The sequence below is a fragment of the Streptomyces virginiae genome (genome assembly GCF_000720455.1).
In the GTDB taxonomy this organism is placed as follows: domain Bacteria; phylum Actinomycetota; class Actinomycetes; order Streptomycetales; family Streptomycetaceae; genus Streptomyces; species Streptomyces virginiae.
In genome coordinates this window covers 176,040-189,510 of the sequence record NZ_JOAK01000002.1, presented here as the reverse complement: position 1 = coordinate 189,510, position 13,471 = coordinate 176,040, and the positions used below count along the sequence as shown (strand labels likewise).

Genomic DNA, 13,471 nt, shown 5'->3' with positions numbered 1-13,471 from the left:
TTCCCGAACTGTTCGCTCGGAGCGCAAGCTCCGGGGGCCTTGCGGGGACCGTGCCCCGGCCATGCGGAAGGGCCCGGACGCGGCTGCGTCCGGGCCCTTCCGGGGCACTGCTCGGCGGGCTCGGCCAGGGGTGTCACCCGGCCTCACCCGAAGTGTTACTTGGCCTCGTCGGCCTTGACCTCGTCGTCGCCGTCAACGGCGGCCTCGACGGTCTCGGCGGCCGTCTCGACCTCGTCCTCGTCGTCGGAGAGGTCGACGACCTCACCGTTGGTGTCGACGACCTTGGCGGCCTCGACGACGACCGCGAGGGCCTTGCCGCGCGCGACCTCGCCGACCAGCATCGGGACCTGGCCACCCTCGACGACCGCCTGGGCGAACTGGTCGGGGGACATGCCGGAGGACTGGGCACGGCGCATGAGGTGCTCGGTGAGCTCCTCCTGGTTGACGCCCAGCTTCTCCTTGTTGACCAGGGCGTCCAGGACGAACTGGGTCTTGATGCCCTTGATCGCCTGCTCCTTGGTCTCGGCGTCGAACTCCTCGACCGTCTTGCCCTGGAACTCCAGGTACTTCGCCAGGTCCAGGCCCATCTGGCCGAGCTGGTGGTGCTCCAGGTTGTGCTTGCGGGTGTTGACCTCGTCCTCGAGCAGCTTCTCGGGGATCGGCACCTCGACGAGCTCCAGCAGCTTCTCCAGGACGCGCTCCTGGGCCTGCGTGGCCTGGTCGTACTGCTTCATGTTCTCGAGGCGCTTGCGGCTGTCCGCCTTGAGGTCCTCGAGGGTGTCGAACTCGCTGGCCATCTGGGCGAACTCGTCGTCCAGCTCCGGGAGCTCCTTGGCGGAGACCTTGGTGACCTTGACGGAGACCTCGGCGTCCTTGCCCTCGGCGGAGCCGCCCTTCAGCTGCGAGGTGAAGGTGGCCTCGCCGCCGGCCTCGAGGCCCGTGACGGCCTCGTCGATGCCCTCGAGCAGCTCGCCCGAGCCGATGGTGTAGGAGACGTCGGAGGCGACGCCGTCGGGCAGCACCTCGCCGTCGACCTTGGCCTCCAGGTCGATGGTGACGACGTCACCCTCGGCGGCGGCGCGCTCGACGTCCTTGGTGGACGCGAAGCGGCCGCGCAGCTGCTCGACCGACTTCTCGACGTCCTCGTCGGAGACCTCGATGGCGTCGACCTCGACCTCGATGCCGGAGTAGTCCGGGATCTCGATCTCGGGGCGCACGTCGACCTCGGCGGTGAAGGCCAGCAGCTCGCCGTCCTTCAGCTCGGTGATGTCGACCTCGGGCTGGCCCAGCGGGTTCAGGTCGGCCTCGTTGACGGCCTCGGTGTAGAACTTCGGGAGGGCGTCGTTGACGGCCTCCTCCAGCACCGCACCGCGGCCGAAGCGCTGGTCGATGACGCGGGCCGGGATCTTGCCCTTGCGGAAGCCCTTCACCGTGACCTGCTGGTTGATCTTCTTGTACGCCGCGTCGAGGCTGTCCTTGAGCTCCTCGAAGGGCACCTCAACAGTGAGCCGAACCCGCGTCGGGTTCAGGGTCTCAACGGCGCTCTTCACGGTTCGGTCTCCTTGTGGCTGACTGCTGGGGGATCTGCCGTCTCGCTGGAATCAGCGGCCCGGCGGACTTCGGCCCGGTACATCAGACACACGGGCACGCAGCTTGCATAGTAGCCGCAAGCGGCAATCAGCCCACAACGCGATCTTGCGGTGGGCCGCCGTTGGTCGGGGTGGCCGGATTCGAACCGACGACCTTCCGCTCCCAAAGCGGACGCGCTACCAAGCTGCGCCACACCCCGTCGGTGCGACACGTAGGGTACATGCCCGGAGACCCTCTGATGCGCGGTGTTTCACGAGCCGTTTCGGACAGGCGACGGCGCGGGCACGGAATGTGGTGTGCGCACGGCCGGAACGACCCGCTAGGATGCTGTCCGTGCCACGGTCCCCGGACCTGCGGCGCACGCAATGCGGGCGTAGCTCAATGGTAGAGCCCTAGTCTTCCAAACTAGCTACGCGGGTTCGATTCCCGTCGCCCGCTCTCAGTACTGAAGGGCCAGGTCAGAGGACATTTCCTCCGCCTGGCCCTTGGTCATTTTCGGGGCCGGGATCAGTCCGGCGTGCCCCCCGCGTGCCCGTTCCGATTCCCCGTGCCCCGTCGGCCCTGCTGCACGAGCCCGCTCAGCGCGTCGGCGATCAGCCGGTCCCGGTCGGCGCTGGCGTGCTGATAGATCAGCGCGGCCTGGGCGGTGCTGTGGCCCATCCTCGCCATCAACTCGCGGGTGCTGGCCCCGGTCGAGGCGGCCAGGGTGTTCCCCGTGTGCCGGAGATCATGGAAATGCAGCCCCTTGATCCCCGCCTTCCGACACGCCTTGTGCCACAGCAGATTGAAGTGGTTCCGGCGCGGAGTCGCTCCCTTGGCCCCGATGAAGACACGCCCGTCGGCCCCCGGTTCGGCGTAGGTGTCCAGGTGATCGCGGATCTCCTGCACGATCACGCCCGGGATGGAGACCGTCCTCTTGCCGGCCGCGCTCTTCGGCGCCTTGATCTCCCGCTGCCCGTTGCCCAGCTCGGCGACGGACCGGCGGACGCGAACAGTCCCGTGCTCCAGGTCCACATCCCGCCGGACAGCCCGATCAGCTCGCCCCAGCAGAGCCCGAGGAACCCCGCCATCAGCATCAGCGCCCGGAATCGGGGCTGCACGGCCGCGGCCAGGGCGTAGACCTCCTCGACGGTGGCGGTCGGCCGCTCCGGGGTGTGCACGGTGCTGGCGCCCTTGATCTGGCACGGATTCCGCCTGATCAACTGATCGGACAGGGCCGTACCCAGAATCGCCCGCAGCAGCGCATACGCCTTGGCCACGGTGGTGGGCCCGGTGCCGGCAGCTGGGAGCCGTACGAGCTCACCGCCGGCACGCTGGTTGTCCTGCCGGAGATCACCGTCAGCCATGCCGTGGAGCAGCCGGAGCCTCGGCAGGCGACAGCCGAGGAAGCATCACTCCTCGGGATTCAGAAGGCCGCCCTGGTCACGCACATCCGGCGGACGTACTACAGCGACGAGGGACAGCCCGTCGAGACGGCGGACATCGTCATCCCGTCCGCGCTCTGCGAGATCGTCTATGAGATTCCTGTCAGTCGCTAGCCGCGCCCAGCGCCACCCTGCCCGCCTGGCCGATGCAAGACCCTCCAGGAGTTCTTGAAGGGGATCGGTTGTGACGGCGTGGACGCGGTCATGGTGACCATGCAGGTCGTCGGATGCGACCTCGGCGAGGCACAGAGGATGTTTATCACCGCACCCTGCCGGGTCGCCGAGCTCATCTTCCACCATGCGTTCGTGGAAGGCCTTGAGCGGTCTCAGGGCGACCTCTGACCCCGCTGACCGGACTCCTGCGAGGGGCGGCCTATCGGGCCGCCGGATGCCGATGCAGGCGACCAGTGCGCCACCGTCGTCCGCGAGGAAGAAACTAAAGTTCCACGACCCATCGGAGGCTTTGACAACTCCGCTGAGGATCGACTGGGCGCGCTCGCTGTCGTGCTACTGCTGCTCAGGCTCCTGCTGCTGCCCGGGTTCATGCTGCTGCGTCTCAGGTTCCTGCTGCTGCCCAGGCTCATGCTGCTGCGTCTCAGGTTCCTGCTTCTGCCCAGGCTCATGCTGCTGCGTCTCAGGTTCCTGCTTCTGCCCAGGCTCATGCTGCCGAGTCTCGGGCGGGTCAATCACATGGTCGTGAGTGCCGTCAGAGTTCGTGTCCACTATGCATTGCCCCTTCGTCACCACCATGTCGACCTCTCCATCGAAATTGCGGTCGTACACAATGGCATCGATGTAGCCGTCGCCGTCGTTGTCCGCGTAAACCACGTCGGCCACTCCGTCCCCATTGGTGTCCTCGTTCACGCATTCCTGCGCGGGGGCGGCAGAGACCTGCGACACCGGGCCAAAGGCCATCCCCAGAGCCAGCACAGCCGACCCTATGCCGCACATTGCGATCCTGTACTTCATCGGGTCCTCCACTTCATCGGGAGGAGCTCCGACGTACCGGGCAAGCGCGTCGGCGCTGCTCTCTCTCATACTGCGCCGCAAACGAAGGCGATGTCGAGGCACTCTGATCACCCGGCGTGGTGCCCCTCAGAGCTGCTTACGCAGGTTCCGCAACGCGGATCTACCGCGCTCTTTCAGTAGGGGCTGAGACCGCACGCTCGTACGCCGCCCCGGGCCGTCTCGGGACGTTGGAGGATGTTCAACGACAACACCAACGCCGACAAACACCGACAGCTAAGTCGCAGGTCGCAGTGTTGATCGATCGCGCAGCCGCAGGCCCGACCCCTCACTCTCGACGCGGGCGTAGACCTTAAGGACGGATCAGCCGGCCTCATTCTGGAGCGTGACGACTCGATCTAGGCGTGTCCCCCACGTGCCCGGTGGAGCAGCGGCGGGCAGGCAGTCGCGGGGAACAGTGGCGCATGGGTGGGGAACCCACTGGTCAGCGACTTGGCAGATCAGGCGGCATGTGCGTACGCGATCTTCCAAACTAGCTACGCGGGTTCGATTCCCGTCGCCCGCTCTCAGCGGCTCAGGGCCAGGTCAGAGGACACCTCCTCGACCTGGCCCTGATGCGTTTTCCGGCCCTGTGGGTTTCGCGGGCCTGCCAGTACGATCATCGCGCACCGACCAGGGGGTATCGCATGAGCGCAGGTATGGCACTCGCCGTCAGCGGCGACCGGGAATGGATCATCCGTAACGCCAAGGGGCGGAAGTTCGTGTACGAGTCCGCGGAGGAGGCCTTCGAGGAGCTGCACGAGTACGGCGAGGGAGCCGTCGTGCTGACCCGCCTGGTCTACCGGGGCATGTTCCGCACCAAGCCCGTCACCGACTGGCAGGAGGTCCCGCCGCCGGCGGGCGACTCCGGCGCCGAAGGCTGATCCGGGCGTCCGGCCCCGTGCTGGAGCGTGACGGCTCGCTCCGGCCGTGAGGCAGCAGGTGGGTCAGTGGTCCTGCAGGCTTCGGGCGTAGCCCTCGCGGAGGGGGCCGCCCGCCAGGTCGAGGATCTCCGCCGCGGCGGACGCGAGGTCCTCGGGGTCGCCGTTCTCGCAGAGCCGGCGGCGGGCGTCCAGGAGGGTTCCGCCGCGCTCGGGGTCGGCCTGCAGCAGGCGGCGGGGCAGCCACTTTCCGCCACCCGTCCATGCCCGGTGGTGGTCGAAGAGGAGGTCGGCGGCGATGCCGAGGACGACGCCGGCCACGGCGAGCCGTTCGACGGCGTCCGAGGTGTCGGCGAGGTCGTCCAGCGCATCGGTGAGCGCGTAGCGGCGGTTCTCGACCGCGGTGGGTGCCATGGCGCCGGGGCCTTCGCGGAGCGCGTCCTCGGCTCGGCGCTTGAGGCCGTTGCCCGCTCCGTCCCGCTCGGTGAGGACCAGGCCCTCGGCGTACACGTGCTGCATGACGCCGCGCCGGGAGGCCCTGTCGGCGGCGAAGATCTCGTCGAGGCCGGCTCGGGTGTGGACGAACAGCTCGACCAGCCGTCCCTCGAAGCGGAGGGTCTCCCGGCGGGACGTGCCGCCGTCCTCCGTCAGGACCGCTATGTCCAGGTCACTGGTGTCGGTGGCCCGGCCTGACGCGGTGGAACCCGCGAGGACGACGCTCAGGGCGTCGGGGAATCGCTCGGCCGCGAAGCGCCGCGCCTGGTCGACGGGGTGGTTCGGGCCGTTGGCGTCACCGCTCATGCCGCCGGTCAGAGCTTGATGTTGGCGATCATCGTGGCCAGGGAGTTGAGGAAACGGTTCACGTCGTCCGCGATCGAGCTGGACGCCAGGAAGAAGCCGAAGAGGGCCGCGACGATGGCGGGGCCCGTCTTGATGTGGTTGCCGCGGATCAGCACCACCAGGATGACCGCCAACAGAACCACCACTGACAGCGAAATGGCCACTACTGATCACACCTTCGGTCGTCCCCTGGTCGGCCGGGGGCGCACGGCCGAGAATGCCCCCACATGGACCATCCTCCCACCAACCGGCCACGGTCATACGCCCCGTGACGAAAGGCCATGGTTCCGTTTTCGTCAACCGCCTTGGACGAGGGGGCTCAGGAGGCGGTGAGGCCCAGGAGGGAACGGACATACGCATACTTCGCGGACAGCCGGTCGCGCGTGGGGGCGTCCAGTACGGAGAGGCGCACGGGGTCGGCGTTGTGCGCGAGGTCGGCCTCCTTGACCAGCAGGGCGCCCGGCGTGGCCAGGATGCGGGCCGCGTACTGCTCCACCGGCTCGCCGGGGCGCTTGGTCACGGCGAGGACCATGTCCTTCACTGATTGCGGGAGAGCGGCGGCATCCAGCCACGTGAGGCTGAGCGCCTCGTCCTCGATCGCGTCGTGCAGCCAGGCCGCCGCCTGCTGTTCGGGGGTTCCGCCGCGTACGCGCACGCCGTCGGCGACGGCCGCGAGGTGCTCGGCATACGGCCTGCCGGCCTTGTCGGTCTGGCCCTCGTGCGCTTCGCGCGCCAGGGCCTCGACCTCCAGGAGGGTCAGGGGACTGCTCGTCATGCGATCTCCCTCGCTGCCGTGCGCAGGGCCCGGGCGGCCCTGTGGACGTCTGCCTGCGTCGTACACCAGTTGGAGAACGCGGCACGCAGCCCGGCGGTTCCCTCGTGGACGGTGGGCGTGACGAACACCTCGGCGGCCGCCGCCTCGCGCAGGGCGGTCAGGCGGGCCGGATCGGGGTCGTCGGCGAGGGTGAAGCAGACGACGTTGAGGCGGACCGGGGCGAGGAGGGCGAAGGCGGGGTCCTCCGCCAGGGCCGCGCCGAGGGCCCGGGCGCCGGCGATGTTGCGTTCGACGATCTCCCGGTGCCCCTGGCGCCCGTAGGCGCGCAGCGTGAACCAGGCGGCGAGGGCGCGCAGCCGGTGGGAGTTCTCCGGGGTGAGGTGGACCAGGTCGGGGTGTTCGCCGAGGGGGCCGAGGTAGGCGGCGGCGTTCTGGAACACGCGGGCCTGCAGGTCGCGTCGGCGGGTGAACTGGACGGCGCTGTCGTAGGGGACGTTGAGCCATTTGTGCAGGTCGACGCAGACGGAGTCGGAGGCGTCGAGGCCCGCGGCGAGGTGCGCGTGGTCCGGGGAGAGCGCGGCGAAGGCGCCGAAGGCGGCGTCGGTGTGCAGCCAGAAGTCGTGGCGCGGGCGGAGCGCGGCGACGGCGGGGAGGTCGTCGAAGTCGACGGTGTTGACGGTGCCCGCGTTGGCGACGACCACCGCCGGTCCGGGCGTGTCGGCCAGCGCCCGGTCCAGGGCGGCGGGGTCCACGGCCTCGCGGCCGGGCAGGGTCGGTACGCGCACCAGGGAGTTGCGGCCGAGGCCGAGGACGGAGAGGGCTTTGGCGATGGAGGAGTGCGGGGCTCCGGAGAGGACACGGACCGGGCCGAGGGCGCCGGCGCCGTCGTCGGCCGGGGACACGCCGAGGCGCGTCCCGAGCCATTCGCGGGCGATGGCGAGGCCGGCGGTGTTGGACATGGTGGCGCCGCTGACGAAGGTGCCGGTGTGGGCGTCGGAGAGGCCGAACAGCTCGCGCAGCCAGCCCACGGTCTCGCGTTCGAGGTCCTGGCCGGCGCCGTCCATGGAGGAGTTGGAGTTCTGGTCGTGGGCGGCGGTGAGCCAGTCCCCGGCGAGCGCCGCGGGGGTGGCGCCGCCGGTGACGAAGCCGAAGTAGCGGGGGCCGGCGGAGGCGGAGAGCCGCGGCTCCCAGCGGGCGCGGAACGCCGCGAGGGCGGTCTCCGTGCCACAGCCCTGCTCCGGGAGGGGTTCGGGTTCGGGGTCGCGGTCGGTCGGCTTCGGCGCGTCCGGTACGACGGCGCGCTCGTCGAGGGTGGCGAGCGCTTCGGCGGCGGCGCGGCGGGTGGCGTCGAGCAGGTCGGGGAGCCGCGCGAGGTCGGCGGCGAGCGTGCGGTCCATGGGGGCACCGTAGGGCCCGCGCGGGCCCGCGCGGGCGGGCCAATCCGGTGCGGGTGGCCCGCCCCTGCCCCGCCCGTCCCCCGCCCCTCCCCCGCGGGGGCGTCGTAGGCTCGGCGGATGATCTCGGAGCGGGGGCCAGGGCCGGTGCGGTGGGCACTACGGGTGCGGCGGGAACAGCGGATGCGGCGTGAACAGCGGATGCGGCGGGCGTGGCTGCGGGGCGTCCTCGGGGGCGTGCTGGCCCTGGGGGTGCTCGCGGGGGCCGCGGGCTGCGGCACGCCGTCGGCGCCGTCGGCCGCGCCCGGTCCGACCTTCGGGCCGCACGACCGCGCCACGCAGCCGGGTACCCAGCCGGGTACGCAGCAGCGCACGGAGCCGGACGCGACGCCCGGAACGGGAGCGGCGCCGAACCGCGGCGCGCCCGCGCCGACGTCCGGCCCGCCGTGCCCCGAGGGCGGGGTGCGGCTGGTGGAGACGGGCGGTGACGCGGCGATGGGTCTGCGGGTGGAGGGCTTCCAGCTGGTGAACTGCGGTACGGAGGCGTACGTGCTGGAGGGCTACCCGGGGGTGTCGCTGCGCGACGCCCGCAACGCTCCGCTGGAGGTCGCGGTGGAGCACGGAGCGGCGGGGATCGCCACGGGGGTGCCGAACATCGAGGCCGCGCCGCAGCGGGTGCCCCTGGCGCCGGGGCAGGCGGCGGCGTGGTCGGTGGTGTGGCGCAACCTCGTCACCGACTCGACGGTGCCGGCCACGACGGTGCCGGTCATCGAGATCGAACCCCGGCCCGGAGCGCCCCGGTTGTGGCTGCGGCTCGCCCGGCCGTTCGACCTCGGGAACACGGGGAAACTCGGGATCGGCCCGTGGACGGCGGTCACCCGGTGATCGTCTGGCTCAACGGGCCGTTCGGCGGCGGCAAGACGCAGACGGCGTACGAGTTGGGCCGCCGGCTGCCGGGAAGCGTCGTGTGCGATCCGGAGCACGTCGGATTCGGGCTGCACCGGATGCTGCCGCCCGCCCTCCGCGGTGACTTCCAGGACCTGGCGGCGTGGCGCCAGGGCGTGTTCGAGGTACTGGACCTCGCGGCCCGGCGGCATCCGGGGGTGCTGCTGGTGCCGATGACCGTCAGGGAGCCGGCCTATTTCGCGCAGACCGTGGGGCGGCTGCGGGAACGGGGCCACGACGTACGGCACTTCGCGCTGCTGGCGGAGCGGGAGACGGTACTGCGGCGGCTGCGCGAGCGGGGGCTCGGCCGGGGGCTGAAGCGGGAGAGCTTCGCGGTCTCCCGGCTCGACGGGTGCCTGGAGGCGCTGCGCGCACCGGAGTTCGCGCAGCACCTGGCCACCGACCGGCTGACCGTGTCCCAGGTGGCGGGCCGGGTGGCCGCCTCGGCCGGCCTGGACCTCGCTCCGGACACGGACGGCCCGCTGCGGGGCCGGATCCGCCGCGCGCTGGTCGGCGTACGGCACATCCGCTTCGACTAGGGGGTGTCCGGCCGATCAGGCCGGATCAGGGCGCCGGGTCCCGCGAGCCCGGCAGGCGGGACTTTCGCGGACACGACCTAGGGAGAGCGGCGGATGAGGAGGAGGGCGCGGTCGTCGTTGACGTCCTTGGCGACCTTCTCGATCAGGTGCCAGGCCGCGCCCTCCCAGCCGGCGGAGACGTAGCGGTCGGCTTCGCCGGTGAGGCGGTCGATGCCTTCGCTGATCTCCCGGTCGGCGGTCTCGACGAGGCCGTCGGTGAAGAGCATCAGGACGTCGCCGCGGCGGAGGTTGCCGCGGGCGGGGGTGAACTCGGCTCCGTCGTAGACGCCGAGCAGCGGGCCCTCTCCGGACTTCTCCTGCCAGCGTCCGGTACCGGCGCAGAGCTGGAGGGCGGGGAGGTGGCCGGCCGAGAGGAGTTCGTAGTCGCCGGTCTCCAGGTCCAGGACGAGGTGGATGGAGGTGGCGAAGCCCTCGTCCCAGTCCTGGCGGAGCAGGTAGCCGTTGGCGGCGGGCAGGAAGCCGTGCGGTGGCAGCGCGCCGAGTAGTCCGCCGAAGGCGCCGGACAGCAGCAGGGCGCGGGAGCCCGCCTCCATGCCTTTGCCGGAGACGTCGGTCAGGACGATCTCCAGGGTCCGGCCGCCGTTGGTGCGGGCGGCGACGACGAAGTCCCCGGAGAAGGACTGGCCGCCTGCGGGGCGCAGGGCCATCTCGCGGTGCCATCCGCGCGGCAGGGCGGGCAGCTTGCTCTGTACGCGGATGCGTTCGCGCAGGTCGAAGAGCATGGTGCCGCCGCGCCGCCAGGGCACGCCGACACGGCTGCGGAACTGCGCGATGACCAGTCCGAAGAATCCGCAGGCCGCGACGACCAGCACGGTGCCGGGGGTGACGCGGGCCGGACCCTGGGTGTACGGACCGAGGACGAGGGCCTCGACGATCAGTGCGGCCGCAGAGGCGGCGTACAGGGCGAGGAGGCTGGCGGGGCGCAGCAGGAGGCCGCCGGCGACGATCGGCAGGACGAGCGCGGACGGCGAGAACCAGACCGGCAGCATCAGCGTGCCGCAGGCTATGGCGGGGACGGTGAGCAACAGCCCGATGAAGGCGAGCCAGTCGGAGGCGTCGCCGCGGAAGTAGTCGACGGCGGATTTGCGCAGGGCGGTGCGGCCCCGGTGCGACCGCATGCGCATCCGGGCCAGAAGGGTCTCCACACGTGCTCCGGCCATTGCATCGGGACCCTATCCATCCTGGCTGTGAATGCGCAGGGGTACCCCCGGACCCGGGGCTCGGGGGCGCCCGAAAAATCTTCGACTGCGACGGAACGGCCGGGTGAGGATGGAGGTATGGATCTTGAGATGCGCGTTTTGCAGCAAGACGAGTGGGATGTCTGGTTCGATCATCTGGAACTGGCTTTCGGAGGGGTGGCCGAGCCGCCGGAGGGCCGGACACTGTTCCGGGCCCTGACGGAGCCGGACCGAGCGCTCGGTGTGTGGCAGGGCGGGACGTGCGTCGGCTCGGCGGCGGCCTTCAGCTTCCGCCTCTCGGTGCCGGGCGGCGCCCTGGTGCCCGCGGCCGCGGTGTCCTTCGTGGGAGTCACGCCGACGCACCGCCGTCGCGGCATCCTCGGCTCGCTGATGCGGCGCCAGCTGGACGACGTCCGGGCCGCCGGTGAGCCGCTCGCCGTACTGACGGCCTCCGACCCGGCGATCTACGGGCGCTTCGGGTACGGCCTCGCGACCTACGCCATGTCCCTGGAGATCGACACCACGCGCGTGCGGCTCGAGGTGCCTCCGGGGACGGACGAGGTGCGGCTGCGGCTCGCCGACCCGGAGGAGTCGCTGGCCGCCTGCGAGCGGGTGTACGCCGACCTGGTGACCCGCCGGCCCGGGGCGCCGGCCCGGCAGCCCGGCTGGGAGCGGATGGCCCTCACGGATCCGCCCGGAGCGCGTCGGGGCGCCTCCCCGCTGATGTGCGTGGTGGCGGAGCGGGCGGACGGCGAGATCATCGGATACGCCCGCTACCGGGTCAAACCGGACTGGAACGCATCGGGTTCGGACGGGACGGTCCAGGTCGAGGCCCTCGACGCACTGGATCCGGCGGCCACGGCCGCGCTGTGGCGCTACCTGTTCTCCATCGACCTGACGTGGACCGTACGGGCCGCCAAGCGCCCGGTGGACGACCCGCTGCTGCACCTGGTCAGCGACGTCAGGCGGTCGAAGCCGGCCACGCGGGACTCGCTGCACGTGCGCCTGGTGGACCTTCCGGCGGCCCTGGAGGCGCGCTCGTACGGGTCCGCGGTGGACGTGGTCGTGGAGGTCGAGGACGCGTTCTGCCCGTGGAACGAGGGGCGGTGGCGGCTGGTGGCCGACGCCGAGGGCGTCGCCCGGTGCACCCGGACCGCGGACCCGGCGGACCTGGAGCTGTCGGTCCGGGAGCTGGGCTGCGCGTATCTGGGCGGGATCACCCTCACCTCGCTGGCCGCGGCGGGCCGGGTACGGGAGCTGCGCCCGGGAGCTCTCGCGGAGGCCTCGCGCGCCTTCGCGGGCGATGTGGCGCCCTGGCTGCCCCACGGTTTCTGAACGGCGGGTCCGCCGGCGGCGGACCGGGCGCCGCGTCCTGGGGAGTGTCCGCGAAGCAGCGCCGGCCGCCCGCAGGGCGGCCCCCGCCGGGCGGGCCGGGGTTTGCGATCTAGCGCGCCTGGCAGGTGGGGCACCAGAAGAGGTTGCGGGCGGCGAGGCCGGCGGTGCGGATCTCGCCGCCGCAGATGTGGCAGGGCATGTTCGCCCTCCGGTAGACGTACACCTCGCCGCCGTGGTCGTCCACCCGTGGCGGCCGGCCCATCGCTTCGGGAAGGTGCTCGTCGCGGACGGTGTCGATGCGGTTGTCGCGCACGCCCTGGCGCATCAGGGCGGCCAGGTCCGCCCACATGGCGTCCCACTCGGCACGGGTGACGTCCTTGCCCGGGCGGTACGGGTCGATGCCGTGCCGGAAGAGGACCTCGGCCCGGTAGACGTTGCCGACGCCCGCGACGACCTTCTGGTCCATCAGGAGTGCGGCGACGGTGGTGCGGGAGCGGGAGATGCGGGCCCACGCGCGGTCGGGGTCGTCGGTCGCGCGCAGCGGGTCCGGGCCGAGCCGTGCGTGTATCGCCTTCTTCTCGCCCTCGCCGATCAGCGCGCAGGCCGTGGGGCCGCGCAGGTCGGCGTAGTGCTCCTCGTTCCGCAGGCGCAGCCGGACCGTGTCGGTGGCGGGCGGCACGGGGGCGGGGCCGAAGCCGAGCTTGCCGAAGAGTCCGAGGTGGATGTGGATCCAGGCGTCGCCCAGTTCGAGGAAGAGGTGCTTGCCGTGCGCCTCCGCGCTCTCCATCGCACGCCCGTCGAGCAGCGCCGCGCTCTCGGCGAAGCGGCCCTGGGGGCTGCTCACGCGGACCGGGCGCGCGGCGAACCGTTCGGTGTGGTCCTGGGCGAGGCGGTGGATCGTATGCCCCTCGGGCACGGCGGACTCCTGGGAGGAATGGAACGGCCGTGCCACCCCCGGAGGGAGCGGCACGGCCGGAGGCGGGATCAGCCCTGCGGGTGGTGGGCCGGGATCGGGGGGAGCTCGCCGGTCTGCTCGTAGGCGGAGAGCATGTCGATGCGGCGGGTGTGGCGCTCCTCGTCGGAGTACGGGGTCGCCAGGAAGGCCTCGATGAAGCTGACGGCCTCGTCCTGCGTGTGCATGCGGCCGCCGACGGAGATGACGTTGGCGTTGTTGTGCTCACGGCCGAGCTGGGCGGTCTGGACGCTCCAGGCCAGGATGGCGCGGACGCCCTTGACCTTGTTGGCGGCGATCTGCTCCCCGTTGCCGGAGCCGCCGATCACGATGCCGAGGCTGCCCTCGTCCGCGGCGGTCTTCTCCGCGGCGCGGAGGCAGAAGGGCGGGTAGTCGTCCACGGCGTCGTAGATGTGGGGGCCACAGTCGACGGGCTCGTGGCCGTTGTTCTTGAGCCAGTCCACGAGGTGGTTCTTGAGCTCAAAGCCGGCATGGTCGGATCCGAGGTACACGCGCATGTGACGAGTGTGGCACGAGGAGCCCCGACGACCCG

General features: G+C 71.4%; 15 protein-coding genes, 2 tRNA genes and 1 pseudogene. 7 read left to right on the top strand and 11 right to left on the bottom strand.

Annotation, left to right across the window (positions count from 1 at the left end; all coding sequences use genetic code 11):
* Positions 1-155: 155 nt before the first annotated feature.
* Together tig and IG86_RS0103850 are read right to left on the bottom strand one after the other, a co-directional pair.
* The gene (gene tig, locus IG86_RS0103855; protein WP_030819209.1) at positions 156-1,550 is read right to left on the bottom strand and encodes a trigger factor; all 1,395 of its coding nucleotides are present in this window, start codon (positions 1,548-1,550) and stop codon (positions 156-158) included.
* Between the two features lie 162 nt (positions 1,551-1,712).
* Positions 1,713-1,789, bottom strand: a tRNA-Pro gene (locus IG86_RS0103850).
* 168 nt (positions 1,790-1,957) lie between these two features.
* On the opposite strand from IG86_RS0103850, the gene IG86_RS0103845 reads away from it, so the two are divergent.
* A tRNA-Gly gene (locus tag IG86_RS0103845) sits at positions 1,958-2,028 on the top strand.
* A 69-nt stretch (positions 2,029-2,097) separates the two neighbouring features.
* Here IG86_RS0103845 and IG86_RS38320 read toward each other — a convergent pair.
* On the bottom strand, positions 2,098-2,604 hold the full coding sequence (locus IG86_RS38320; RefSeq protein ID WP_244305767.1) for a site-specific integrase: 507 nt from the start codon (positions 2,602-2,604) through the stop codon (positions 2,098-2,100).
* A gap of 266 nt (positions 2,605-2,870) precedes the next feature.
* Here IG86_RS38320 and IG86_RS42110 point away from each other — a divergent pair.
* Both IG86_RS42110 and IG86_RS42850 read left to right on the top strand, forming a co-directional pair.
* Positions 2,871-3,128: pseudogene (locus tag IG86_RS42110) on the top strand (UTRA domain-containing protein); the annotation flags it as partial.
* Positions 3,129-3,218: 90 nt separating this feature from the next.
* A complete protein-coding gene (locus IG86_RS42850) occupies positions 3,219-3,356 on the top strand; it encodes a hypothetical protein (protein ID WP_157854761.1) in 138 nt (45 codons plus the stop codon).
* 165 nt (positions 3,357-3,521) lie between these two features.
* On the opposite strand, the gene IG86_RS43885 is transcribed toward IG86_RS42850, so the two are convergent.
* Entirely contained in the window at positions 3,522-3,983 is a 462-nt protein-coding gene (locus IG86_RS43885; RefSeq protein ID WP_199839037.1) for a hypothetical protein, read from the bottom strand.
* Between the two features lie 683 nt (positions 3,984-4,666).
* On the opposite strand from IG86_RS43885, the gene IG86_RS0103820 reads away from it, so the two are divergent.
* Entirely contained in the window at positions 4,667-4,903 is a 237-nt protein-coding gene (locus IG86_RS0103820; RefSeq protein ID WP_157854760.1) for a hypothetical protein, read from the top strand.
* Positions 4,904-4,966: 63 nt separating this feature from the next.
* On the opposite strand, the gene IG86_RS0103815 is transcribed toward IG86_RS0103820, so the two are convergent.
* From IG86_RS0103815 to IG86_RS0103800, 4 genes are all read right to left on the bottom strand, one after another.
* Positions 4,967-5,701, bottom strand: coding sequence for a nucleotidyltransferase domain-containing protein (locus IG86_RS0103815; protein WP_030894670.1), 735 nt, complete (start codon positions 5,699-5,701; stop codon positions 4,967-4,969).
* An 8-nt stretch (positions 5,702-5,709) separates the two neighbouring features.
* Positions 5,710-5,904 carry a membrane protein gene (locus IG86_RS0103810; RefSeq protein WP_030008564.1) on the bottom strand — a complete coding sequence of 65 codons (195 nt, stop codon included), beginning with the start codon at positions 5,902-5,904 and terminating at the stop codon, positions 5,710-5,712.
* A 155-nt stretch (positions 5,905-6,059) separates the two neighbouring features.
* Positions 6,060-6,515 carry an HD domain-containing protein gene (locus tag IG86_RS0103805; RefSeq protein WP_030894664.1) on the bottom strand — a complete coding sequence of 152 codons (456 nt, stop codon included), beginning with the start codon at positions 6,513-6,515 and terminating at the stop codon, positions 6,060-6,062.
* Positions 6,512-7,912, bottom strand: a complete 1,401-nt coding sequence (locus IG86_RS0103800; RefSeq protein WP_030894661.1) for a pyridoxal phosphate-dependent decarboxylase family protein — start codon at positions 7,910-7,912, stop codon at positions 6,512-6,514. The genes IG86_RS0103805 and IG86_RS0103800 overlap by 4 nt, the downstream gene beginning before the upstream one ends.
* Positions 7,913-8,092: 180 nt before the next feature.
* On the opposite strand from IG86_RS0103800, the gene IG86_RS0103795 reads away from it, so the two are divergent.
* The gene (locus IG86_RS0103795; RefSeq protein ID WP_051784946.1) at positions 8,093-8,794 is read left to right on the top strand and encodes a DUF4232 domain-containing protein; all 702 of its coding nucleotides are present in this window, start codon (positions 8,093-8,095) and stop codon (positions 8,792-8,794) included.
* Complete coding sequence (locus tag IG86_RS0103790; RefSeq protein ID WP_030894655.1) at positions 8,791-9,393, top strand: AAA family ATPase; 603 nt, start codon at positions 8,791-8,793, stop codon at positions 9,391-9,393. Before IG86_RS0103795 ends, IG86_RS0103790 begins: the two co-directional genes overlap by 4 nt.
* Before the next feature lie 77 nt (positions 9,394-9,470).
* Here the strand turns inward: IG86_RS0103790 and IG86_RS0103785 are convergent, their stop codons facing one another.
* Positions 9,471-10,613, bottom strand: coding sequence for a PP2C family protein-serine/threonine phosphatase (locus tag IG86_RS0103785; RefSeq protein ID WP_030650079.1), 1,143 nt, complete (start codon positions 10,611-10,613; stop codon positions 9,471-9,473).
* Positions 10,614-10,730: 117 nt separating this feature from the next.
* On the opposite strand from IG86_RS0103785, the gene IG86_RS0103780 reads away from it, so the two are divergent.
* Positions 10,731-11,966: a GNAT family N-acetyltransferase gene (locus IG86_RS0103780; protein ID WP_030894653.1), complete on the top strand. Its 1,236-nt coding sequence runs from the start codon at positions 10,731-10,733 to the stop codon at positions 11,964-11,966.
* Between the two features lie 109 nt (positions 11,967-12,075).
* Here the strand turns inward: IG86_RS0103780 and IG86_RS0103775 are convergent, their stop codons facing one another.
* Positions 12,076-12,882 carry an Fpg/Nei family DNA glycosylase gene (locus IG86_RS0103775; RefSeq protein ID WP_030894651.1) on the bottom strand — a complete coding sequence of 269 codons (807 nt, stop codon included), beginning with the start codon at positions 12,880-12,882 and terminating at the stop codon, positions 12,076-12,078.
* Between the two features lie 68 nt (positions 12,883-12,950).
* A complete protein-coding gene (locus IG86_RS0103770; protein WP_030650089.1) occupies positions 12,951-13,436 on the bottom strand; it encodes a ribose-5-phosphate isomerase in 486 nt (161 codons plus the stop codon).
* Between the last annotated feature and the right edge of the window lie 35 nt (positions 13,437-13,471).